Origin of the sequence: Caballeronia sp. LZ035, assembly GCF_031451175.1 — a bacterium.
Lineage (GTDB): Bacteria > Pseudomonadota > Gammaproteobacteria > Burkholderiales > Burkholderiaceae > Caballeronia.
Window position 1 is genome coordinate 676,849 of the sequence record NZ_JARUXS010000001.1, and the last position, 23,240, is coordinate 700,088.

Annotated in this window: 22 protein-coding genes; 9 read left to right on the forward strand and 13 right to left on the reverse strand. The window is 63.9% G+C overall.

What is annotated here, in order from left to right; genetic code table 11:
• Positions 1-8: 8 nt before the first annotated feature.
• Together QCE88_RS03250 and QCE88_RS03255 are read left to right on the forward strand one after the other, a co-directional pair.
• On the forward strand, positions 9-650 hold the full coding sequence (locus tag QCE88_RS03250) for a thermostable hemolysin (RefSeq protein WP_309899122.1): 642 nt from the start codon (positions 9-11) through the stop codon (positions 648-650).
• A 16-nt stretch (positions 651-666) separates the two neighbouring features.
• Positions 667-1,917 (forward strand): multidrug effflux MFS transporter, encoded by a 1,251-nt coding sequence (locus QCE88_RS03255; RefSeq protein WP_309899124.1) that lies wholly within the window; start codon positions 667-669, stop codon positions 1,915-1,917.
• A gap of 122 nt (positions 1,918-2,039) precedes the next feature.
• Here QCE88_RS03255 and QCE88_RS03260 read toward each other — a convergent pair whose 3' ends face one another.
• Genes QCE88_RS03260 through QCE88_RS03270 form a run of 3 tightly spaced genes read right to left on the reverse strand, consistent with a single transcriptional unit; the run spans position 2,040 to position 4,962 of the window.
• Positions 2,040-3,482 (reverse strand): NAD(P)(+) transhydrogenase (Re/Si-specific) subunit beta, encoded by a 1,443-nt coding sequence (locus QCE88_RS03260; RefSeq protein ID WP_309899126.1) that lies wholly within the window; start codon positions 3,480-3,482, stop codon positions 2,040-2,042.
• Entirely contained in the window at positions 3,483-3,803 is a 321-nt protein-coding gene (locus QCE88_RS03265) for an NAD(P) transhydrogenase subunit alpha (RefSeq protein WP_309899128.1), read from the reverse strand.
• 13 nt (positions 3,804-3,816) lie between these two features.
• The gene (locus QCE88_RS03270; protein WP_309899130.1) at positions 3,817-4,962 is read right to left on the reverse strand and encodes a Re/Si-specific NAD(P)(+) transhydrogenase subunit alpha; all 1,146 of its coding nucleotides are present in this window, start codon (positions 4,960-4,962) and stop codon (positions 3,817-3,819) included.
• A gap of 243 nt (positions 4,963-5,205) precedes the next feature.
• On the opposite strand from QCE88_RS03270, the gene QCE88_RS03275 reads away from it, so the two are divergent.
• From QCE88_RS03275 to QCE88_RS03285, 3 genes are all read left to right on the forward strand, one after another.
• Complete coding sequence (locus QCE88_RS03275) at positions 5,206-5,688, forward strand: NUDIX hydrolase (RefSeq protein WP_309899133.1); 483 nt, start codon at positions 5,206-5,208, stop codon at positions 5,686-5,688.
• Positions 5,689-5,779: 91 nt separating this feature from the next.
• On the forward strand, positions 5,780-6,913 hold the full coding sequence (gene mnmA / locus QCE88_RS03280) for a tRNA 2-thiouridine(34) synthase MnmA (protein WP_309899134.1): 1,134 nt from the start codon (positions 5,780-5,782) through the stop codon (positions 6,911-6,913).
• Positions 6,914-7,119: 206 nt separating this feature from the next.
• Positions 7,120-7,677, forward strand: a complete 558-nt coding sequence (locus tag QCE88_RS03285) for a TetR/AcrR family transcriptional regulator (protein ID WP_309903362.1) — start codon at positions 7,120-7,122, stop codon at positions 7,675-7,677.
• Between the two features lie 268 nt (positions 7,678-7,945).
• Here QCE88_RS03285 and QCE88_RS03290 read toward each other — a convergent pair whose 3' ends face one another.
• From QCE88_RS03290 to QCE88_RS03310, 5 genes are all read right to left on the reverse strand, one after another.
• Positions 7,946-8,557, reverse strand: coding sequence for a glutathione S-transferase C-terminal domain-containing protein (locus QCE88_RS03290; RefSeq protein ID WP_309899137.1), 612 nt, complete (start codon positions 8,555-8,557; stop codon positions 7,946-7,948).
• A 114-nt stretch (positions 8,558-8,671) separates the two neighbouring features.
• Complete coding sequence (locus tag QCE88_RS03295) at positions 8,672-9,394, reverse strand: PqiC family protein (protein WP_309899139.1); 723 nt, start codon at positions 9,392-9,394, stop codon at positions 8,672-8,674.
• Positions 9,391-11,085 (reverse strand): MlaD family protein, encoded by a 1,695-nt coding sequence (locus QCE88_RS03300; RefSeq protein ID WP_309899141.1) that lies wholly within the window; start codon positions 11,083-11,085, stop codon positions 9,391-9,393. The genes QCE88_RS03295 and QCE88_RS03300 overlap by 4 nt, the downstream gene beginning before the upstream one ends.
• On the reverse strand, positions 11,078-11,713 hold the full coding sequence (locus QCE88_RS03305) for a paraquat-inducible protein A (protein WP_309811372.1): 636 nt from the start codon (positions 11,711-11,713) through the stop codon (positions 11,078-11,080). Before QCE88_RS03305 ends, QCE88_RS03300 begins: the two co-directional genes overlap by 8 nt.
• Before the next feature lie 62 nt (positions 11,714-11,775).
• Complete coding sequence (locus tag QCE88_RS03310) at positions 11,776-12,450, reverse strand: paraquat-inducible protein A (RefSeq protein WP_309899143.1); 675 nt, start codon at positions 12,448-12,450, stop codon at positions 11,776-11,778.
• A 512-nt stretch (positions 12,451-12,962) separates the two neighbouring features.
• On the opposite strand from QCE88_RS03310, the gene QCE88_RS03315 reads away from it, so the two are divergent.
• The 3 genes from QCE88_RS03315 to QCE88_RS03325 all read left to right on the forward strand — a co-directional run bounded on the left by QCE88_RS03315 (position 12,963) and on the right by QCE88_RS03325 (position 14,872).
• On the forward strand, positions 12,963-13,532 hold the full coding sequence (locus tag QCE88_RS03315) for a cytochrome b (RefSeq protein WP_309899145.1): 570 nt from the start codon (positions 12,963-12,965) through the stop codon (positions 13,530-13,532).
• 143 nt (positions 13,533-13,675) lie between these two features.
• On the forward strand, positions 13,676-14,233 hold the full coding sequence (locus QCE88_RS03320) for a YceI family protein (RefSeq protein WP_309899147.1): 558 nt from the start codon (positions 13,676-13,678) through the stop codon (positions 14,231-14,233).
• Positions 14,234-14,284: 51 nt separating this feature from the next.
• Entirely contained in the window at positions 14,285-14,872 is a 588-nt protein-coding gene (locus QCE88_RS03325; RefSeq protein ID WP_309899149.1) for a YceI family protein, read from the forward strand.
• 79 nt (positions 14,873-14,951) lie between these two features.
• On the opposite strand, the gene secF is transcribed toward QCE88_RS03325, so the two are convergent.
• The 5 genes from secF to queA form a co-directional block, all read right to left on the reverse strand.
• Entirely contained in the window at positions 14,952-15,902 is a 951-nt protein-coding gene (secF, locus tag QCE88_RS03330) for a protein translocase subunit SecF (RefSeq protein ID WP_309830494.1), read from the reverse strand.
• Positions 15,903-15,919: 17 nt separating this feature from the next.
• Positions 15,920-17,992 carry a protein translocase subunit SecD gene (gene secD, locus QCE88_RS03335; RefSeq protein ID WP_309899151.1) on the reverse strand — a complete coding sequence of 691 codons (2,073 nt, stop codon included), beginning with the start codon at positions 17,990-17,992 and terminating at the stop codon, positions 15,920-15,922.
• 122 nt (positions 17,993-18,114) lie between these two features.
• On the reverse strand, positions 18,115-18,444 hold the full coding sequence (gene yajC / locus QCE88_RS03340) for a preprotein translocase subunit YajC (RefSeq protein ID WP_309830497.1): 330 nt from the start codon (positions 18,442-18,444) through the stop codon (positions 18,115-18,117).
• A 231-nt stretch (positions 18,445-18,675) separates the two neighbouring features.
• A complete protein-coding gene (tgt, locus tag QCE88_RS03345; RefSeq protein ID WP_309899154.1) occupies positions 18,676-19,839 on the reverse strand; it encodes a tRNA guanosine(34) transglycosylase Tgt in 1,164 nt (387 codons plus the stop codon).
• A gap of 56 nt (positions 19,840-19,895) precedes the next feature.
• A complete protein-coding gene (queA, locus tag QCE88_RS03350) occupies positions 19,896-20,942 on the reverse strand; it encodes a tRNA preQ1(34) S-adenosylmethionine ribosyltransferase-isomerase QueA (RefSeq protein ID WP_309903365.1) in 1,047 nt (348 codons plus the stop codon).
• A 73-nt stretch (positions 20,943-21,015) separates the two neighbouring features.
• Here queA and recG point away from each other — a divergent pair, with 73 nt between their 5' ends.
• A complete protein-coding gene (gene recG, locus QCE88_RS03355) occupies positions 21,016-23,217 on the forward strand; it encodes an ATP-dependent DNA helicase RecG (RefSeq protein WP_309899156.1) in 2,202 nt (733 codons plus the stop codon).
• The last annotated feature ends 23 nt before the right edge of the window (positions 23,218-23,240 follow it).

The window sequence follows — 23,240 nt, forward strand, 5'->3', positions numbered from 1 at the left end:
GGTGAACGATGTATATCGTACGAAACGTCCATCCAGGGCAGCCAGCATACCGCGAGGTGCAGCAGGCGGTGTCACAGCACTACTACCGGTTCTACGGCGCGCGTCCGGAACCGACTCCCGACCAGTTTCTCTGCCTGACCGAGCTGAAGGAGTCGCCTCCGGTTCATGCCTCGACGGTTCATGCCTGTGTTGGACTGAGCTGGGGCGACAGTTCAAAGCTTTTTTCCGAGTATTACATCGACACGAACCTGACCCAGCAGTATGGACTGTCACGCAGGGAACTCGTGGAGTTCGGCCAGTTTTCTTCGTTCGGCGCGAAGGGTGCGGGACGTTACCTGATGGTCAATGCGTTCCGCATGCTTTCGCAGCATCACTACCGTTATGTGTTGATGACCGCCACCGAACGGGTGCGGGGCATCATGCAGGCGCTGCAAATCGACTATGACGATCTGGGTTGCGCGCGCCCGAGCCGGGTGCGCGATGAGCATACCGAGTGGGGCAGCTATTACAACAACTCACCCCGGGTGGTGATGGCGCATCTCGACGGCATCGCGGCGCAAGAGGCGCTTCCGCCGTGGCAGCCTCAGAAGGGCAAGGGTGCTCACCGTTGCAAGCGCGATGCGATCCGGCTCGCCTTGCCTGCTGCCTGAACCCGCTTGAACCCGCTTGAACCCGCTGAGCCGCCGCACGGCGGCTTTTTTTCGGCTAACCCATGGAAAAACAACGCTCATGTCCGCTTCGAGACGATATGAAAACTTCCTCATGTTTCTGGCGCCGCTGATCAATAGCGTGGGTGGCATCGCGATCGATCTCTATGCACCCAGCATTCCGGATATCGGCCGGGAGCTGGGCGCGAGTCCCGGCACGATGCAGAACACGCTCACCATCACGCTGGTGTTCTACGCCATGGGGCAGCTTGCATTCGGCATATTGGCCGATTGGCGGGGCCGCCGATCAACCGTCCTGTCGGGACTCAGCCTGTTCATGTTCGGCAGCGCGCTTGCCGTGACCGCAACAACGGTCGAAGGCCTGATGGTCGCGCGCGCACTGCAAGGCTTCGCCATCGGATCGTGCCAGGTGGGGGCGCGGGCGGTGCTGGTCGATACGCTGAAGGGTGATCGCTTCAGGATAGCGATCGTCTATCTGAGCATCGCATTCGGGCTGGGACCGGTTGTCGCGCCTTTCGTGGGCGGCCTGGTCCAGGAATGGGCGGGATGGCGCTGGAACTTCGTGCTGTATTGCGGCTACGGGCTCGTCGTACTTTCGTTTGTGACGATGGGCCTGCGCGAGTCGCTGCCGCCCGGGATGCGTCGGCAGCCTGCCCGGATCATCGCCGGATATCGGGAGATCCTCGGCGACACGGATTTTCTTCTAGCCGTCGCCATGCTGGGAGCGAGCTTTTCCGCGTTTCTGTTGTGGAACGTGATCGGCCCTTATATCGTGCAGTCCCGCCTCGGCAAGAGCCCGTCTTTTTTCGGCACGACCGCCTTATTCGTCGGGTTGTCCTATCTGGTGGGCACGATCCTGAACCGCAGCCTGATCAAACACTGGCGTAGCGAACAATTGATGCGTGGCGGCATCGCGCTGTATGCATGCGGACTCGTCCTGATCGCGTCGGGGGGGAAAGGTCTCGTGCTCGGCACGGCGGTCGGGGGAATCATGCTGATTGCCTTCGCACAGGGCTTCATCTTCCCTAATGCAACCGCGCGTTCAGCGGCGCTTTTTCCGCGGAGCGCGGGTGCCGCGGCCAGTCTGCAAGGATGTCTGATGCTCGCAGTCGGATCGACGGCATCGGCGCTCGCAAGCCAATTGCCCATCGCGACAAACGGGATGATCGCGGTCGTGTACGCCGTGCTGTTCGCCGTGACCTACGTGACATTCCGACTGTCGTATCGACGGACCGCGCAGACGGCGTAACGGGTCCACGAGGGCGGGGTCGCGCGTGCCGCGAGCGCGGGGTCTTTCAGCGTCGCCACGGAAGAACGCGTCCGGGCGACGCCCGATCCCGGCCGGTGCCGGGCATCGCAACAGTGGCAGTGTTACTCCACCGCCTTCATCATGTCCTCCACCACCTTCTTCGCATCGCCGAACACCATCATCGTCTTGTCCATATAGAACAGCTCGTTATCGAGACCGGCATAACCCGCCGCCATCGAGCGCTTGTTCACGATGATCGTCCGCGCCTTGTACGCTTCCAGAATCGGCATTCCTGCGATCACGGATTTCGGATCGGTCTTCGCGGCGGGGTTCACCACGTCGTTGGCCCCGAGCACGAGCACCACGTCCGTCTGACCAAACTCGCTGTTGATGTCCTCCATCTCGTGGACCATCTCGTAAGGCACCTCGGCTTCGGCCAGCAGCACGTTCATGTGCCCCGGCATGCGCCCGGCGACCGGATGAATCGCGTAGCGCACGTCGATGCCTTTCTCGACCAGCTTGTCCGTTAGTTCCTTCAACGCATGCTGCGCCCGCGCCACCGCCAGACCGTAGCCCGGCACGATCACCACGCTTTCCGCGTTGCCGAGCATGAACGCGGCGTCATCGGCGGAACCGGATTTCACCGGCCGCTGCTCCTGCGCCCCGCCCACCGTGGCTCCGCCGGCCTCGCCGCCGAAGCCGCCCAGGATCACGTTGAAGAACGAACGGTTCATCGCGCGGCACATGATGTACGACAGGATCGCGCCCGACGAGCCCACCAGCGAGCCCGCGATGATCAGCATCGGATTGTTCAGCGAGAAGCCGATGCCCGCCGCCGCCCAGCCCGAGTAGGAGTTGAGCATCGACACCACCACCGGCATGTCCGCGCCGCCGATCGGGATGATGATCAGCACGCCCAGCGCGAACGCGATGATCGTCATGATGATGAACGGCAGCCACGATTCGGTGAGCATGAAGATCACGCCGAAGCCGACCATCGCGATGGCCAGCAGCAGGTTGATCAGATGCTGCCCCGAGTACACCACCGGCGCGCCTTGAAACAACCGGAACTTGTACTTGCCGGAAAGCTTGCCGAACGCGATGACCGAACCCGAGAACGTGATCGCGCCGACGAAGGTGCCGATGAACAATTCGACGCGATTGCCATACGGAATCGGCTCCCCAAGCGGCGCGAGGCCGAACGCGGCGGGCTCGGCCACCACGCCGTAGGCAATGCACACCGCCGCGAGACCGATCAGCGAGTGCATGGCCGCGACGAGTTCGGGCATCTTCGTCATCTCGACTTTCGCCGCGATGTACGCGCCCGCGCCGCCGCCCACGATCAGCGCGACGAACAGCAGCGACAGCCCCAGCGCGAGATTCGCTTCGAGATAGGCGGCCTGTTTCACGATCAGCGCGAGCGTCGTGAGAATGGCGATCGCCATGCCCGCCATGCCGAACGTGTTGCCGATGCGCGCGGTCTTCGGATTGGACAAGCCTTTGAGCGCCTGGATGAAACACACCGAGGCGACGAGATACAGGAGGGTGACGACGTTCAAGCTCATTTACGCGCCCTCCTTGTGAGCGATCTTCTTCGGCTCCTTCTTCTTGAACATTTCGAGCATTCGCCGCGTGACGAGGAAGCCGCCGAACACGTTCACCGCCGCGAGCAGCACCGCCAGCGTGCCGAAGAACTTGCCGGCCACGCCGACCGTCAGGCCCACCGCGAGCATCGCGCCGACGATGACGATCGCCGAGATCGCGTTGGTCACGGCCATCAGCGGCGTGTGCAGCGCGGGCGTGACGTTCCACACCACGTGATAGCCCACGTAGATGGCCAGCACGAAGATGATGAGATTGATCACCGTGTGATTGATGACGTCCATGTTCGTCTCCGTGTCAGGCCGGGGCGCGGGTGGGCTGACCATCGCGGCACTGGAGCGTGGCCGCGACGATGTCGTCCGCGAGGTCGATGTTGAGCGTGCCTTCCTTGGTCAGGATCAGCTTCAGGAAGTCGAGAAGATTGCGGGCGTAGAGCGCGGAGGCATCGGCGGCGACCATCGACGCGAGGTTCGTATGGCCGACGATATGCACGCCGTGTTTCATCACCACCTGATCGACTTCGGTGAGCGGGCAGTTGCCGCCTTTCCGGCCTTCGAACTCGGGTCCGCGTCCGGCGGCGAGGTCGACGATCACCGAGCCCGGCTTCATGTGCTTGACCGTTTCGACGGACAGCAAAGTGGGCGCGGGGCGGCCCGGAATCAGCGCCGTCGAGATGACGATGTCCGCCGCCTTGGCGCGCTCGTGCACCTGCGCCGACTGCCGCGCGAGCCAGCTTGGCGGCATCGGGCGCGCGTAGCCGCCGACGCCGACCGCCGCCTCGCGTTCCTCGTCGGTTTCGAACGGCACGTCGACGAACTTCGCGCCCAGCGATTCGATCTGCTCCTTCACGGCCGGCCGCACGTCCGACGCCTCGACGACCGCGCCCAGCCGCTTGGCGGTCGCGATGGCCTGCAGGCCCGCGACGCCCGCGCCCAGCACGAGCACGCGCGCGGCCTTCACGGTGCCGGCGGCGGTCATCAGCATCGGCATGAAGCGCTGGTAGTACTGACAGGCCATCAGCACGGCCTTGTACCCGGCGATGTTCGCCTGCGACGACAGCACGTCGAGACTCTGCGCGCGCGTCGTGCGCGGCGCGGCTTCCAGTGCGAAAGCTGTCACGCCCGATGCCGCGAGCCGCGCGGTGTTGTCGGTATTGAAGGGATCGAGCATGCCGATGAGCACGGCGCCCGGTTTCAGCATCGCCAGCTCGCTTTCGGACGGCGACTGAACCTTGAGGACGATCTCGGCGGAAAAGGCGGCAGCGGCATCGACGAGATCGGCGCCCGCCTGGGCGAAGGCGTCGTCGATATAGCTTGCCTGCAAGCCCGCGCCGCTCTGCACCGAGATCCGGTGCCCCTGCGTGACGAGCTTCTTGACCGTTTCGGGCGTGGCGGCGACGCGCGCCTCGTTCGCCCGCGTTTCAGCGGGTACTCCGATATGCATCTTTGAATCCTCCTGTCTTTGTGTCGTCGTGGCCCTTGGGCAGGGCGCGAACAACCAAGGCCGAGTCTTGTTTCAAATGCTGGAATGTACGGCTCTCGCCACTGTAACCGAAGAAAGCCCGTGCAAATATCCGATCCGGCACTTGTTACTGATAATGGTCATCAGCGCTTACCCTTAGGCGCTCAGGGCCGTCTGCCCGGCGCGGCAGGCGTAAACGATCGCGTGACGGTAAAATAACGGACCATGAAATCAGACACTTGGGCGCCTCACGTGACAGTGGCGGCGATCGTCGAGCGCGACGGACGCTTTCTCGTCATCGAGGAGCACACGTCGGCAGGGCTGCGAATCAACCAACCGGCCGGTCATCTCGAAGCGGGCGAAACACTGGTTCAGGCGGTCATCCGCGAAACCTTTGAGGAAACCGCGCATCGCTTCGAACCCGAGGCGCTGGTCGGCGCGTACATGACGCACTTTCAGCGGCCCGAAGGCGACGTCACCTATCTGCGCTTCACGTTCTGCGGCAAGTCGGCGGGCGAAGAGGCCGGACGCACGCTCGACGACGGCATCGTGCGCGCCATGTGGCTCACCGCCGACGAGTTGCGCGCGTCCGTTGAGCGGCATCGCACGCCCATCGTTCTGACGTGTCTCGAGGATTACCTCGCCGGGCGGCGCGTGCCGCTCGATTTCATTCATACACATTCGGTCGCGCCGGCGCTGCGGGCTTGACGCCTTTCGCAGCGGCGCCAGATTCAGAACCGCCTCGGGCGGTGCACTTCCCGCACTTCTTCGGCGCTGTGCGGGGCAACGCGGTATCCCTATGAGCAAGCAAAAAGTCGTGGTGGGCATGTCGGGCGGCGTGGATTCGTCGGTGACGGCGTGGCTCCTGAAAGAACAAGGCTACGAGGTCGTCGGCCTGTTCATGAAGAACTGGGAAGACGACGACGACGGCGAATACTGTTCGACCCGGCAGGACTGGATCGACGTGGTGTCGGTCGCGGATCTGATCGGCATCGACGTGGAAGCGGTCAACTTCGCCGCCGAGTACAAGGACCGCGTGTTCGCGGAGTTCCTGCGCGAGTATTCGGCGGGCCGCACGCCCAATCCGGACGTGCTGTGCAACGCCGAGATCAAGTTCAAGGCGTTCCTCGATCACGCGATGTCGCTCGGCGCGGAGTCCATCGCGACCGGCCACTATGCGCGCGTGCGTGAGCGCGACGGCTTGTTCCAGCTGCTCAAGGCCACCGATTCGACCAAGGATCAGTCGTACTTCCTGCATCGGCTGAATCAGGCGCAGCTGTCGAAGACGCTGTTCCCGCTCGGCGAGATACCGAAGACCCAGGTGCGCGAGATCGCGGCTCAAATCGGTTTGCCGAACGCGAAGAAGAAGGATTCGACCGGCATCTGCTTCATCGGCGAACGGCCGTTCCGCGACTTCCTGAACCGCTATCTGCCGACCAAACCGGGCCCGATGAAGACGGCCGAAGGCAAGCTCGTCGGCGAACATATCGGGCTGGCGTTCTATACGTTCGGCCAACGCAAGGGCATTGGCATTGGCGGCGCGAAGGACGGCAGCGGCGAGCCGTGGTTCGTCGCCGGCAAGGATATGGCGAGCAATACGCTGTATGTCGTGCAGGGTCACGATCACCCTTGGCTGCTGTCGCCGGCCTTGGTCGCGGGCAACACGAGCTGGGTTGCCGGCTTTGCACCGGATGAAGGCACGGCGTGCGGCGCCAAGACGCGCTACCGGCAGCAGGACGCCGCATGTCATTTCTCGCGCGCGGACGACGGGCATTTCGAGCTCCGTTTCGACGAAGCGCAATGGGCCGTCACGCCGGGCCAGTCCGCCGTGCTCTATCAGGGCGATGTTTGTCTGGGCGGCGGCATCATCGAACAGGCGGCGATGGGGCATGAAGCATCGCAGGCGGCTGCCGTTGCTGCGGCTGCGCGTTAGAGCTTTTGGCAGCAATCCAGCAGCAATTCAGCAGCAATTCAGCAGCAATTCAGCAGCAAGCCCTGACTCCGGTCAGGGCTTTGTTATTTCAGAAATTGACACTTCGCCGTGTTACGTTTCAGAAAAACTTTTTTTGATACAAGTGCTTGACCGTCTATCTAGTGATAGATAAGTTAAACGTCTCGATGCCAAGCTCATTCCCGGAAATGGACAAGAACACGGTACGCGAAGCGCTTTTGGAACACGCTCAGACCTTGCTGATGACGCGCGGCTATAACGCGTTCAGCTATCGCGACCTGGCCGAATTGGTCGGCGTGAAGACGTCGAGCATCCACTACTACTTTCCAGCGAAGGAAGATCTGGCGCTCGAAGCGGTGAACGCTTACAGCGCGGACCTGATGTCGTCCGTATACGCCATCGACAGCTCCGCGCCTGCCGACAAGAAACTCGACCGCTACGCCAAGATGTTCGGGCGGATTCTTGGCGGCGGCAATCAGATTTGCCTGTGCGGCATGCTGGCGGCGGATATCGAATCCTTGCCGGACAAGGTGCGGCAGGCGGTGCAGGCGTACTTCAAGGCGAACGAGAACTGGCTGGCAAAGGTGCTGGCCGAAGGCGAGGCGCAGGATACGCTCGATGCCGGTGGAAAACCCGAGGCCGCCGCGCGGACGCTTTACGCGGCGTTCCAGGGAGGCTTGCTGGCAAGCCGTCTGTTTCAGGTGCGAGCGCGGCTGGAGGAGATCGCCGATTCGGTGCGGCGGTAGATAAGCCTGTGGATAACCCTGTGAAAAACACAGTAATCGGGCTGAATCTATCTATCTTTGGATAGATAGATTTTGGCGAGCCAGCACGCGTTGAAGGTTTTTCGAAAGTGCCTGGTGTGCTTCACGCGCGATTTGCGCTCATTCGGCATACCGGGATGTCGAACTGATGTCTGACATGCCGGCCGACAGAAGCTTACGTCTATCTAGTAGTAGATTTAAATTGAAACGCGTCCGCACGTGCGCGAGGGCGCGGTCTCATCCGAACCGCTCACACCGGCACGGTGTCGATGAACGATTGCCGTTGCGACAAACGCGCGTAGTACTTGTCGAGACTCGGATGAGCGTCGCGCCAGTTCAAGTCGGGCAAGCGCAGGTCGAGATAGCCGAGCGCGCAGCCGCACGCGATATCCGCCAGCGTGAAGCGATTCGCCGAACACCACTGCTTCGAACCGAGGCCGCGCGACATTGCGCGCAGTCCGTCGTCCACCTTGTGCCGCTGACGCGCGACCCAAGTTTCACTGCGATGTTCTTCCTCGCGCAGCACGCCTTCGAGTCGGATCAGCACGGTGGCGTCGAGCATGCCGTCGGCGAGGGCTTCCCAGCAACGCACTTCGGTGCGCTCGCGCCGCTCCTGCGGCAGCAATTTGCCGACGGGCGTCAGCGTGTCGACGAATTCGCAGATCACGCGCGAATCGAACACGGCGTCGCCGTCGTCGAGGAGAAGGCAGGGCACTTTGCCGAGCGGATTGAAGTCGTGGATTTTCGTGCCGGCGGCCCAGACATCTTCGAGAACCAGTTCGCAATCGATCTTTTTCTCTGCCATGACGATTCGTACCTTGCGGACGAACGGGCTGGTGTGCGAACCGATTAGTTTCATCATCTTGTCTTCGGGTGGCGGGGTGTTTCGGGCGTCGATGATCTTAACCGGGCGACCCCACGCCTTATGCCAGATTCGGCGCGCGTGTCGTCTGCGGACAACACGACGCGCCGCGGCTCACGACGCGCTGGCCGTGGCCGGCGCGCCCGACGAAGGACACGGCAACAGCGGCGCCTTGGCGGGCCTGGCGGTGACAGCCGCCTTGCCTTTCGCGGGCGTGCCTGAAGAAGCTGACGCAGCTGTCGCAGCGGAAGCGTCCACCGGCAACGAAGCGACGCTGCGCATCCCGGCCGAGATGGCCGAAGCCAGTTCGTCGACGGCCTTGCGATGCCCGTCCACCAGCGCGTCGTAACCGGATCCCACGGGCTCCTGCGCGACGGTCCGGCACGTCAGCACCGTCGACGACCCCGCGGCGCGCACGCTCCAGACGGCGTCGAGCACCGCGCGCTCGCCGGGCCACGACTCGAAACGCTGCACGTTGACCTTCACGCGATACACCGGCACCGATTCCGGATGCGGCGTGTTGTAGACGTCGATGGCGCCGAGTTGCTGGGTGAGATCGGCGGACAGCGCGCGGCGCACTTCATCGGACGGCAGCGAGGACCAGCGGTCCTGCTCGAGCACCTGGACCTGCGCCGGGCTCGTCTGCACGACCAGCTGGTTGCGCGTGACCTGTTGCGGCATGTCGACCGGCGCGAGTTCGAAATAGAACGCAGCAGGCGACGAAGGCACGGGCCGCGCCTCGCCGCCGGCGAGCGTATAGAAACGGCTCGTCGGCGAGGCGCAGGCGGCGAGCATGCCGGCCGCGGCCAGGGTCAACATCAACGGGCCGAACTTCATGGTTTGTCTCCCGATTTACCGCGCAACAGCGATTCCGGATGGCGTTCCAGATAATCCGCGAGCGCATTGAGCGATTGAAGCGTGCGCGTGAGTTCCTGCATGGCCTGGCGCGTGTCCGATTGAATCGGCGAATCGGATTGCAGCGTGGCCTGCGCGGCGCTGAAGGTCTTCTTCGCCTCGTTGAGCGTGCCCTGCATGTCCGGCAGGACTTCCTTGTCGAGCTTGTCGAACAGCGCGTTGGCGTTCTTCAGCGAGCCGTTCAGATTGTTGCCGATCTGGTCGAACGGAATCTTGTCGATCTTGCGCGCGATGTCGGCAATCTGCAGTTGCAGTTCGTCGAGCGTGTTCGGCACGGTCGGCAGTTCGATCGGATCGTTGTTGGCGGACACTTGCGCCGGTGCTGCCTTCGGGAAGAAATCGAGCGCGACGTACAGCTGGCTCGTCAGCAGGTTGCCGGTGCGCAACTGGCCGCGCAAGCCGCGTTTCACCAGCAGTTGCAGCATGTCCTGGCTCGCCGACGATCCCTGTTCCGGCAGCGCCTGCTTGGCGCGCTTGCCGAGCCGGTCCGGATACAGGTCGATGGTGACCGGCATCATGAACGCATGCGTTTTCTGGTCGTATTGCACGCCGATGCCCGTGACCTGGCCCAGCACGATGCCGCGGAAATCGACCGGCGCGCCCACCGCCAGACCGCGCAGCGACTGGTTGAAGTTCATCACGACGTGCACGGCCTGCCCGTCCGGATCGCGCATGGCGTCGGACTGGTCGGAGGCGAGGCGGAAGGTGGCGTTGTTCTGCGCCTGCGGCCCGGACTGCTGGTTGGTCGGCGTCTGGAAGGCAATGCCGCCGAGCACGACCGTCGCGAGCGACTGCGTGTTGAGCGTGAAGCCGCTGGAGTCGAGGCGCAGGTCCACGCCGCTCGCATGCCACCAGCGTGAATTCGTGCCGACATACTGGTCGTACGGCGCGTTGACGAATACCTGCAGGGTGACGCCGGTGCCGTCCTTGTCGAGCGAGAACGCGGCGACCTGACCCACCTGTACGCGCCGGTAATAGACCGGAGAACCGATGTCGAGCGAGCCAAGCGATTCGCCGTGAAGCGTGAAGGTGTGGCCCTTCTGGTCGCCGGTGACGGCGGGCGGCGTTTCCAGCCCGACGAAATAGCTCTGGTCTTCGGTCGACTTGCCCGCATCGACGCCGATGAACGCGCCGGACAGCAAAGTGGACAAGCCCGTCACGCCGCTCGCGGCCACGCGCGGGCGCACGATCCAGAAGCGCGTGTCCTTCACGGCGAAATCGGTGGCTTCCTTGGTGAGCTGCACGTCGACGAGCACGCGCGAATGATCTTTCGACAACGTGATGCTCTTGACTGTGCCGATATCCACGTCCTTGAACTTCACCTTGGTCTTGCCGGTTTCGAGGCCTTCGGCGCTGGCGAAGCTGATGGTGACCGTGGGCCCGCGGCTCGACACCGTCTTCACGACCAGGATCACGCCGATCAATGCCGCGACGAGCGGAATCACCCACACGAGCGAGGGCAGCCAGCGGCTGCGCGGTTCGATCACGGGTTCCGGAAGATTCGGCGGCAGGCCGCCACCTTTATTGCCACCTGCGTTGCCACCTGCGCCGGCGCCGGTGTCGGCGGGCGGCGCGGGCTGCTTCGGGTCGTTCGGACCTTGGGCACTAGTCATGTTTCTTTCCTGACGGTTCGATGTTGTCCCACATGAGGCGCGGGTCGAATTGCATGGACGCGATCATCGTCAGCACGACGACCGACGCGAACGCAAGCGCGCCCGGTCCCGGCGTGATGACGGCGAGCGACTTGAAGCGCACCAGCGCGATGGTGAGGGTGATGACGAAGACATCGAGCATCGACCAGCGTCCGATGCCTTCGACGATGCGGAACAGGGTCGTGCGCTGCCGTGGCCGCCAGGTGGAGCGGCGCTGCACGCTGATGACGAGAAAGCTGAGGGTCGCGAGCTTGAGCATCGGCACGAGAATGCTGGCGATGAAAATCACCGCCGCCAGCGGATAGTCGCCGTCGTTCCAGAAGAGCGCGACGCCGCTCATGATGGTGTCGTCCTGCGAGCCGAGAATCGACGACGTGTGCATGATCGGGAACAGGTTCGCCGGGATATAGAGGATCGCGGCGCTGATGAGCAGCGCCCACGTGCGCGCGATGCTGTCCGGATGACGCCGGTGCACGACGGCGTCGCAACGGGTGCAGCGCTGTTTCTCGATGGTGTGCGCGAGCGGCTGCACGAGTCCGCAGGCGTGGCACGCCACGACCTGCGCGCGCGATGCCGTGGTGTAGTGCAGCGCGGGCGGATCGGGTTGCTCGGGCTGATCGGGTTGCTCGGCCGCTTGCTCGATGGCGTCGCTCATGATTTTTGCCTCTTGGTGGGCACCGGCCTGGCTTGACGCCGACGCCTGGCCGGACGCGGTTCGAGCCGGCTCGCGATGTCCCACAGCGCGCGCGGATCGAAGCTCACCACGACGGCGAACATCAGCGTCAGCGCGCCGAAAGCGAACAGCGCGGCTTCGGGAATCACGCGCGCGATGCTCACCATCTTCACGAGCGTGACCAGCACGCCGAGCATGAACACTTCGATCATGCCCCACGGCCGCACGAACTGAATGCCGCGCAGCACCGTGTTGAAGCCCGGCGGGATATAACCCGAGCGCAGCGGCAGCAGCACATAAAGCAGCGCGAGCAATTCGCACAGCGGGAACAGGACGGTGGAGCAGAAGACCAGCACCGCCATGATCTCCATCTGCTCGCTCCACAGCGCGACGATCGCGCCGATCAGCGTGGTCTCCGACGTAAGCCCGTTGGTCTCCAGTTCGACGATGGGAAAGCCCTGCGCGATCAGGAACGTGACCAGCGCCGCGAGCGTCATTGCGCAGATCTTGTCGAGGTTCGACGAAATGCTGCGATAAAGCAGCGAGCCACAGCGCGGACACTTCGCCGACGCATGCTGGGGCAGGTCACATTTTCGGGAGAGCGCGTCGCATTCGTGACACGCGATCAGGTCGTCCGGTTGATTGGCGTTCATGGTCGAAGCCCGAGCCGTGTCGAGCATTGTTGGCGGGCGCTGCGGGGACCGCGGGGACCGGCTCCGGTGGAGCATAGCAAGCAGTGGGCCAGCGCAAACGCAATCCGCATGGTATCAAATGGCGCCTCGATGGCGGATGAAGCAGTACGCTTCTTCACAACGGGGAATGAAATGGCCCGTTCATTCGTTAAGTCTTCGAGGCGACATCGAGCCCGGAATGCGCGGCGGTTGATGCCGCAAGGTCGCGCGGACATCGACCGTTGCATGCATGGAATAGTTCGTTGCACGGGTGGAGCGAGACTCGTCAGAGCGGCCTTCCACCGGCCGCAAACCCGCGTCGAATATGACTTTCGGCTATCCTGCACGGACTTTTGGCCGGCGCTGGCGGTTAAGCTACGTTGCGGTAGCATGGCGGCCTTGTGTTCCGTCGTTGGATGCCTTCGCATGAAGGCGGGCCGCATCACCCGCTACACCTGCACCGTTACACACAGCACTCTCTGGATGAAAGCACTATGGAAAGTACCGCACATGTCGCGACCGCCGCGTCGCAACCGCGTTACAGCGCCACGGCGATCGGCCTGCACTGGATCATTGCGTTGCTGATCGTGGGCGGCTTCTACCTTGGCTGGATCATGACGGACATTCCCGGATTCACGCCGACCAAGCTCAAGTATTTCTCGTGGCACAAGTGGATCGGCGTGACGGTGTTCGCGCTCGCCGTGCTGCGCCTGCTGTGGCGCGCGACGCATCCGGCGCCGCCGCTGCCCGGCGGCATGCCGCGCTGGCAGCAGGGCGCCGCGCATCTCGGCCACCTCGCGCTCTATGTGCTGATGCTCGTGATCCCGGCTTCCGGCTATCTGTACAGCTCGGCGGCGGGCCTGCAAGTGGTGTATCTCGGCGTGCTGCCGCTGCCGACCATCATCGGTCCGGACAAGGCGCTGAAAGCCACGCTGCGGCTCGTGCATATCGCGCTGAACTACACGTTGCTGTTCTTCGTCGTCACGCACGTGCTGGCCGCGCTGAAGCATCATTTCGTCGATCGTGACGGACTGCTCGCTCGCATGCTGCCGTTCCTGCGCTGAGCGCGCATTGTTTCCTCGCCGTTGGCAGGGCGTTTCCCGGCGGCTGATTGTTATCGCGTTCTTTTGATTTCCAATACCGGTTTTGTTCCGGAACCGCCGTTCGCACGGAGGGTTCAGGTTCGTACCGTCTGAACAGGACACACATGAAAGTGAAACTGAATCGCTGGATGATGGCAACGGGCGCCGCGTTCGCGCTGGTCGCGGCGGCGCATGCGCAGGTCGACCTGGGCAAGAGCTCGGTGGTGGCGACGTCAAAGCAGATGAACGTACCCACCGACGGCAAGTTCAACAAGTTCAGCGCGCAGATCGCGTTCGATCCGGCGAAGCCGACGGCGGGCACGGCGAACATCACGATCGACACCGGCAGCTACGACCTCGGTGACGACGACTACAACAAGCAGGTGCGTGGCGCCGAATGGTTCGACGCCGGCAAGTATCCGACCGCGACCTTCGTGTCGAGCGCGATTGCGCCGGCCGGCGGCAACAAGTACAACGTGACCGGCAAGATCACGATCAAGGGCAAGTCGCAGACGGTCACCATCCCGGTCACGGTCACGCAGCAGGGCGCGACCGAAACCTTCGACGGTGCGTTGCCGATCAAGCGCACCCAGTTCGATGTCGGCACGGGTGAGTGGAAGGATACGTCGGTCGTGGCGGACGACGTCGTCATCAAGTTTCATATCGTCGCCGCGAAGAAGTAAGCGGCGCGTCAACCTTTTTGCACACGCTTTGTATCTAGTCAGGAGAAGAACTTGAAAAAGCTTTCGATCATCGCTGCGGGCGCACTCGCACTCGGCACGCTCGGCATGTCCTTCGGCGCGCTCGCCGCCGACACCTACAAGCTCGACCCGAACCACACCTATCCGAGCTTCGAGGCGGACCACTTCGGCGGCGTGTCGACGTGGCGCGGCAAGTTCAACAAGAGCAGCGGCGAAGTCACGCTGGACCGCGCGGCGAAGACCGGCACGGTGAACGTGACGATCGACATCGCGTCGATCGACACCGGCAACGACAAGCTCAACGAGCATCTGCAGAAGGCCGAGTTCTTCGACGCGTCGAAGTATCCGACGGCGGAGTACAAGGGCACGTCGATGAAGTTCGACGGCGATGCGCCGAGCGAAGTGATGGGCACGCTGACGATGCACGGCGTCACCAAGCCGCTGAACCTGAAGGTCGAGCACTTCAAGTGCTTCGTGAACCCGATGATGAAGAAGGAAGTGTGCGGCGTGGAAGCGACGGCGACGTTCGATCGCGGCGACTTCGGCATGGACTACGGCAAGTCGTATGGCTTCAGCCTGAAGACGGTGCTGCATATCCAGGCGGAAGGCGTGAAGCAGTAAGCGTTTCAGCGCTCAAAAGCAAAGCGGCCGGTCTGTGAAGACCGGCCGCCTTTTTTACGCCTTCTGAACTCCAGAAGCGTCAGACCTGAGCGCCCGCGTTCGGGTCGTTCGGATCGAACTTGTCCTTCTTGTCCTTCACGAGGTCTTCACGCTTCACGCCGAACCACATGGCAAGCGCCGCGGCGACGAACACCGACGAATAGATACCGAACAGGATACCCACGGTCAGCGCCAGCGCGAAGTAATGCAGCGTCGGGCCGCCGAAGAAGAACATCGACAGCACCATCATTTCCGTACAGCCGTGGGTGATGATGGTGCGCGACATGGTGCTGGTGATGGCGTGATCGATCACTTCCATGACGGTCATCTTGCGCTGCTTGCGGAAGGTTTCGCGGATCCGGTCGAAGATGACCACGGATTCGTTCACCGAATAGCCGAGCACCGCGAGAATCGCCGCCAGCACGGAGAGCGAGAACTCCCATTGGAAGAACGCGAAGAAGCCAAGGATGATGATCACGTCGTGCAGGTTGGCGATGACGCCCGCCACCGCGTACTTCCACTCGAAACGGAAGGACAGGTAGACCACGATGCCGATCACCACGCACGCCAGCGCGAGCAGGCCGTTGGTCACGAGTTCCTTGCCGACCTGCGGGCCGACGAACTCGACGCGCTGCAGGCTCACCTGCGGATTGTCGGCCTTGAGCGCGCTCATCACCTGGTCGCTCTGCTGCGCCGAGGTGAGGCCCTGCTTGATCGGCAGGCGGATCAGCACGTCGCGCGAGGTGCCGAAGTTCTGCACCTGGGCGTCGGCATAGCCGAGCTTGGTCATGGTCGCGCGCACGGGTTCGGGCGACACGGCCTGCGGATACTGCACCTCGACGACGGTCCCGCCGGTGAACTCCACCGACAGATGCAGCCCGCGATGCACGAGGAAAAACACGGCCGCGAGGAAGGTCACGAGCGAAATCACGTTGAAGATCAACGCGCGCTCCATGAACGGAATGTCGCGGCGGATGCGGAAGAATTCCATGATCTAGTTCTCCGGGTTCAGCGGGACTGGCCCGGTTTCTGTTGATCGACGCCCGGGCCCGAACGGCGGCGCACCGTCGGCTTGCCGCTGCGTGCCTGCGTCTGGACGGGCGCCTGGGCCGGCGCGCGCGGCGCGGCGGTTTTGGTCTTGCCCTTCGCGGTTTTCACGATTTCATCCACCGGCGAGTCGTCGCCGCGCTGCGCTGCCAGATAGGCCGCCGCGGCGGCTTCGGCGTTGCCGCCTTCCGGACGCCACACCTGACCGATCGCCAGCGACTTCAGCTTCTTCTTGCCGCCGTACCACAGGTTCACGAGGCCGCGCGAGAAGAACACGGCCGAGAACATCGACGTCAGAATGCCGATACAGTGCACGACCGCGAAGCCGCGCACCGGACCCGAACCGAACGCAAGCAGCGCGAGGCCGGCGATCAGCGTGGTGACGTTCGAGTCGAGAATCGTTGCCCACGCGTGCTTGAAGCCTTCCTGGATCGCGGTCTGCGGCGGCGCGCCGTTGCGCAGTTCCTCGCGGATGCGTTCGTTGATCAGCACGTTCGCGTCGATCGCCATACCGAGCGCCAGCGCGATAGCCGCGATGCCCGGCAAGGTCAGCGTGGCCTGCAGCAGCGACAGGATGGCGACCAGCAGCAACAGGTTGACCGACAGCGACAGCATCGAGAACAGGCCGAACAGCAGGTAGTACGCGATCATGAAGACGGCGATCGCGGCGAAACCGTACTGCACCGAGTCGAAGCCCTTCTTGATGTTGTCCGCGCCGAGGCTCGGGCCAACCGTGCGTTCCTCGATGATGTCCATCGGCGCCGCGAGCGAGCCCGCGCGCAGCAGCAGCGCGAGGTCGGCGGCGGCTTGCGGCGTCGGCTGGCCGGTGATCTGGAAGCGGTCGCCCAGTTCCGACTGGATGGTCGCGACTGTCAGCACTTCGCCCTTGCCCTTCTCGAACAACACCATGGCCATCGGCTTGCCGATGTTGTCGCGCGACACCGCCGACACCGCGCGGCCACCGGCCGAATCCAGACGGATGTTCACGGACGGGCGCTGATGTTCGTCGAAGCCCGCCGACGCGTCGATGATGCGGTCGCCGGTGAAGATCACCTGCTTGCGCAGCAGCACGTTGCGGTCGCCTTGCTTGAAGGCTTCGTCGCCGGGCGGCACCGGATCGTTCAGGCCGATGTAGGTGTTGACCGGGTCGGCGAGACGCGCTTCGAGCGTCGCCGTACGGCCGATGATGTCCTTCGCCTTCGCCGTGTCCTGCACGCCCGGCAGCTCGACCACGATACGGTCGGAACCCTGCTGCTGGATCACCGGCTCGGCGACGCCCAGTTCGTTGACGCGGTTATGCAGCGTCGTGATGTTCTGCTTGAGCGCGCCGTCTTCCACGGTGGTCTGCGTCGCCGCCGAAAACGTGCCGACCACCTGATAGCCGTCGCCGCCCTGGCGCGTGCTCCATTGCAGTTCGTTGACGCCGGTCTGGAGCAGGGTGCGCGCGTTGTCCGCCGCGCTCTGGTCCGAGAAGTTCACGACCACCGATTGCCCGACACGGTTCACACCGCCGTCGCGGACGTTGCGGTCGCGCAGGTACGTGCGCGCATCGGCGGCGTCGGAATCGAGCTTCTTGTTGAGCGCGCCGGCCATGTCCACTTGCAGCAGGAAGTGGACGCCGCCGCGCAGGTCGAGACCGAGATACATCGGCAATGCGTGCAGGGCCGTCAGCCAGCGCGGCGAGGCGCTCTGCAGGTTCAGCGCGACGATGTACTGGGGATCGCTCGGGTCGCTGTTGAGCGCGTGGCTCAACAGGTCCTTCACGCGCAATTGCGTGTCGGTGTCCTTCAGGCGCACGCGAATGTTCGCGTTTAGCTGGGAGTTGTCGAAGGTGACTTCATCGGCGGTGACGTGGTTCGCGGCGAGCGCGCTCTCGACGTTCGCGAGCGTGGCCGAGTCGAGCTTGACCGTTGCCTTGCCGCTCGAAATCTGCACGGCCGGTGCTTCGCCGAAGAAGTTGGGGAGCGTGTACACGAGGCCGATGACAAGCGCCATCAGCATCACGACATACTTCCAGAGGGGATAACGATTCATGGGGATGGCCGACCGTCAAGTTGGCTTCGGGGGAGAGGGCGTCCGGCAGTGTGCGCGGAGGGGCGTCGGGAGATCCGACGCCCGGTGGCGAGGCCGCGCCGGACGCGGCGGAACAGGTGGCCTTACAGCGACTTGATCGTGCCCTTCGGGAGGATGGTGGTCACAGATGCCTTCTGGACGGTGATTTCCGTGCCTTCGGCGATTTCCACGCCCACATAGGCGTCCGTCACCTTCGTGATCTTGCCGACGATGCCGCCGTTCGTCACCACTTCATCGCCCTTGGCCATGGCGGAGAGCATGTTGCGATGCTCCTTCTGACGCTTCATCTGCGGGCGGATCATGATGAAATACAGCACCGCGAACATCAGGATGAGCGGCAGGAAGCTCATCAGGCTCGATTCCGCGCTGCTCGCGGTGGTGCCTTGTGCAAAGGCATTGGAAATGAACGACACGTTGGTCTCTCCGTTATGACGCAAAAAAAGCGTTCGATGAATACGTTCGATAATCTCGAATGAAATTAGCCGGCTATTCTACCACCCGCACTTGTCGCGAGACTTTAGGAATGCGCTTTGTCTTCAAGCTGTTATCAGGCTATGAAGAGGCTGATTCCGTGGCCTCCGCGACACGCGCTGCAAGCAGTAGAAAGGCGATTGTAATGCTTGGGCGTGGGTTTCCGGTCCGTGTCAGTCCACGCCGCGCGCCCGATTCTCCGCGAAAGTCTTGCGGAACGCCTCGAACGTGTGATTTTCAATCGATTCGCGCACTTCGCTCATCAATTCGAGGTAGTAGTGCAGGTTGTGAATCGTGTTGAGCTGCGCGCCGAGAATCTCGCCCACGCGATGCAGGTGATGCAGATAGCCGCGCGTGAAATTGCGGCATGTGTAGCAGGCGCAGCTTTCGTCGAGCGGTTTCATCGAGTTCTTGTGGCTCGCGTTCTTGATCTTCAGATCGCCGAAGCGGGTGAACAGCCAGCCGTTGCGCGCGTTGCGGGTGGGCATCACGCAATCGAACATGTCAACGCCGGCCGCCACGCCCGCCACCAGGTCTTCCGGCGTGCCGACGCCCATCAGGTAGTGCGGCTTCTCGGCGGGCAGCTTCGGACCGATATGATTCAGCACGCGCATCATGTCTTCCTTCGGCTCGCCCACTGACAGCCCGCCGATCGCGAGCCCATGGAAGCCGATCTCCGACAGTCCCGCAAGCGACTCGTCGCGCAGATCCTCGAACATGCCGCCCTGCACGATGCCGAACAGCGCGTTCGGATTGCCGAGCCGGTTGAATTCGTCGATCGAGCGTTTCGCCCAGCGCATCGACATGCGCATGGAATCGGCGGCGTCCTGATGTGAAGTGGGCACGCCCTGGGTGGCGTAGGGCGTGCATTCGTCGAACTGCATGACGATGTCCGAGTTCAGCACCTTCTGGATCTGCATCGACACTTCGGGCGACAGGAACAGCTTGTCTCCGTTGATCGGCGACGCGAAGGTGACGCCGTCCTCGGTGATCTTGCGCAGGTCGCCGAGCGAGAACACCTGGAAGCCGCCCGAGTCCGTCAGGATCGGGCGATTCCAGCCCATGAATCGGTGCAGGCCGCCATGCGCGCCGATGACCTCCAGCCCTGGCCGCAGCCAGAGGTGAAACGTATTGCCGAGGATGATCTGCGCGCGAATCTCTTCGAGCTCGCGTGGCTGGATCGCCTTGACCGTGCCGTAGGTGCCGACCGGCATGAAGATCGGCGTTTCGACCACGCCGTGATTCAGCGTGAGACGGCCGCGGCGCGCCTGGCCGTCGGTGGTGAGCAATTCGAACTTGAGCCCGTTGTCGGGCGGGGTGACGTGACCGTCGGTCATCGATGAAACTCCGCTGCAACCGGAGAACAGTCCGGCGCAAAGTGTGGTTGAGGAATTCAGCTTTGCCGCGTCAGCAGCATGGCGTCGCCGTAGCTGAAGAAGCGGTAGCGCTGCTCGATCGCGTGACGATACGCGTCGCGGATCGTGTCCATGCCCGCGAACGCCGAGACCAGCATCATCAGCGTCGACTTCGGCAGGTGGAAGTTCGTCACGAGCCGGTCGACCACGCGGAACGCGTAGCCCGGCGTGATGAAGATGTCGGTTTCCGCCTGGGTGGCCGCGAGCGGGCGGCCGGCCTCGGCGGCGTCGCGGGCGGCGGCCTCCAGCGCGCGCATCGAGGTCGTGCCGACCGCGATCACGCGATTGCCGCGCGCCTTGACGGCTGCGATCCGGTCCACGAGCGTCTGCGGCAGGTCGTACCACTCGCTGTGCATCGTGTGCTCGGCGATATTCTCCACGCGCACCGGCTGGAACGTGCCCGCGCCGACGTGCAGCGTGAGCGTCGCGCGCTCGACGCCGCGCGCGTCGAGTTCGGCGAACAGCGCCTCGTCGAAGTGCAAGCCCGCGGTCGGCGCGGCCACGGCGCCTGGATTGGCTGCATAGACGGTCTGGTAGCGGGTTTCGTCGTAGGCGTCGGCATCGTGCTCGATGTACGGCGGCAGCGGCAGACGGCCGTATTGCTCGATGAGCGTCAGGCAGTCGGCGGGGAAGTGCAGCGTGTAGAACGGCTCGACACGCTCGCCCACGGTGACGTCGAACGCGTCCGCCAGACGGATCGTGCTGCCTTCCGGCGGGCTCTTGCTGGCGCGGATCTGCGCCAGCGCCGTGGTCGCGCCCGTCAGCCGTTCGACCAGCACCTCGACGCGACCGCCGCTGGCCTTCTGGCCGAAGAAGCGCGCCTTGAGCACTTTGGTATCGTTGAAGACGAGCAGGTCGCCGGCGTCGAGCAGGGCCGGCAGTTCGGCGAAACGGCGGTCGGTGAAGCGGGCGGGCGCGGCGTGGTTGTCAACGTCGAGCAGACGGCTCGCACTGCGCTCGGTGAGCGCGCTCTGCGCGATCAGCTCGGGCGGCAGATTAAAATCGAAATCGGAAAGCGTGAACATGGGCGTGAAGAAAGGCACGAACGCGGCAAACGCGCGCCGAACAAACCTCATATTGTACTTGCGAAGAGATTAGATGCCCTTGTCCGACCGCCGCGTCACCTCGACCGATCCGCTGTCCGTGGAGGACGGCGAAGCGCCGCCCGCCGTCGCGCCTGCGCGCAAGCGGGCGAAAGCGGAGGCGAAGACCAAGGCCGACGAGAAGCCGAAGGCCATCGTCAAGACCGCGGACAAGCTTGCCAAGCTCGGCCTGAAGTCCGACATCGACCTCGTGCTGCACCTGCCGATGCGCTACGAGGACGAAACTTCGCTGACGCCCGTCGGCGAACTGATTCCCGGTGACAACGCGCAGACCGAAGGCGTCGTGTTCGACAACGAGATTGCCTACCGTCCGCGTCGCCAGTTGCTGGTGAAGATTCACGACGACGCCGGCGACGAACTCACACTGCGCTTCCTCAACTTCTACGGCTCGCAAGTCAAGCAGATGGCCATCGGCGTGCGCCTGCGGGTGCGCGGCGACGTGCGCGGCGGTTTCTTCGGCATGGAGATGGTGCATCCCACGGTGCGCCCGGTGGACGAAGACACGCCGCTGCCGCAGGCGCTGACACCGGTGTATCCGTCGACGGCGGGCATCTCGCAAGGCTATTTGCGCAAGGCCATCGATTCCGCGATCGCGCGCGTGTCGCTGCCGGAACTGCTGCCGGAGCCGATCGCGCGCGCGCATCTCGCGCCGCTGAACGTGCCCGGCCTGCTCGACGCGGTCAAGACGCTGCATCACCCGCGCGCGGATTCCGACGAGACCGCGCTGATCGACGGCACGCATCCCGCCTGGACCCGCATCAAGTTCGAGGAACTGCTTGCGCAGCAGCTGTCGCTCAAGCGCGCGCACGAGGAACGCCGGCGCCGCTCCGCGCCCGCGATGCCGCGCCGCGCGCCGGCCGACGAAGCGTCCCTCGTCACACGTTTATTGCAGGCGCTGCCGTTCGCGCTGACCGGCGCGCAGCAGCGCGTGGTCGCGGAAATCGCCGCGGAGCTGACCTTGCCGCACCCGATGCAGCGTCTCCTGCAGGGCGATGTCGGCAGCGGCAAGACGATCGTCGCGGCGCTCGCGGCGGCGCAGGCCATCGACGCCGGTTATCAGGCCGCGCTCATGGCGCCCACCGAAATCCTCGCAGAGCAGCACGCGCGCAAGCTGCGCGGCTGGCTGGAGCCGCTCGGCGTGTCGGTCGCGTGGCTCGCCGGCAGTCTTAAGGCGAAGGAGAAGCGCGCGGCGCTCGAAGCGGCTGCGCTCGGCACGGCGCAACTGGTGATCGGCACGCACGCGATCATCCAGGACGCGGTGGAATTCGCGCGGCTCGGGCTCGTGATCGTCGACGAACAGCATCGCTTCGGCGTGGCGCAGCGGCTCGCGTTGCGCGCCAAGGCGCAAAACGCGGCGGACGGCGCGCGCGACTTCCAGCCGCATCAGCTGATGATGTCCGCCACGCCGATCCCGCGCACGCTCGCCATGACCTATTACGCGGACCTCGACGTCTCGACCATCGACGAACTGCCGCCCGGCCGTACGCCGATCCTGACCAAGATCGTCTCCGATGGCCGTCGCGACGAGATCATCGGCCGCGTGCACGAGGCGGCATTGACCGGCAGGCAGGTGTACTGGGTCTGCCCGCTGATCGAGGAAAGCGAGACGCTGCAGCTTCAGACCGCCGTCGAAACCTTCGAGACGCTGGTGGCCGCGCTGCCGGAATTGCGCGTGGGACTCGTGCATGGCCGGCTCGCGCCCGCCGAGAAAGCCGCGGTCATGGACGCGTTCGCCCGCAATGAAGTGCAGTTGCTGGTCGCGACGACGGTGATCGAAGTGGGCGTCGACGTGCCGAATGCCTCGCTGATGGTGATCGAGCATGCCGAGCGCTTCGGGCTTGCGCAGTTGCATCAACTGCGCGGGCGCGTCGGCCGGGGCAGCACCGCGTCCGTGTGCGTGCTGATGTACGCCAATCCGCTGTCGCAGACCGCCCGCGCGCGCCTCGCGACGATGCGCGAAACCACCGACGGCTTCGAGATCGCGCGGCGCGATCTCGAAATTCGCGGGCCCGGCGAGTTCCTGGGCGCGCGGCAATCGGGCGAGGCGATGCTGCGCTTCGCGAGCCTGGAGAACGACGGCTGGCTGATCGAACCCGCCCGCCAGGCCGCCGACGCCATGCTCGCCACGTTCCCCGATGCCGTCACGCGCCATCTCGCCCGCTGGCTCGGCGTGCGCGAACAGTATCTGAAGGCGTGATTTTGCAGACATGAACGTGAACT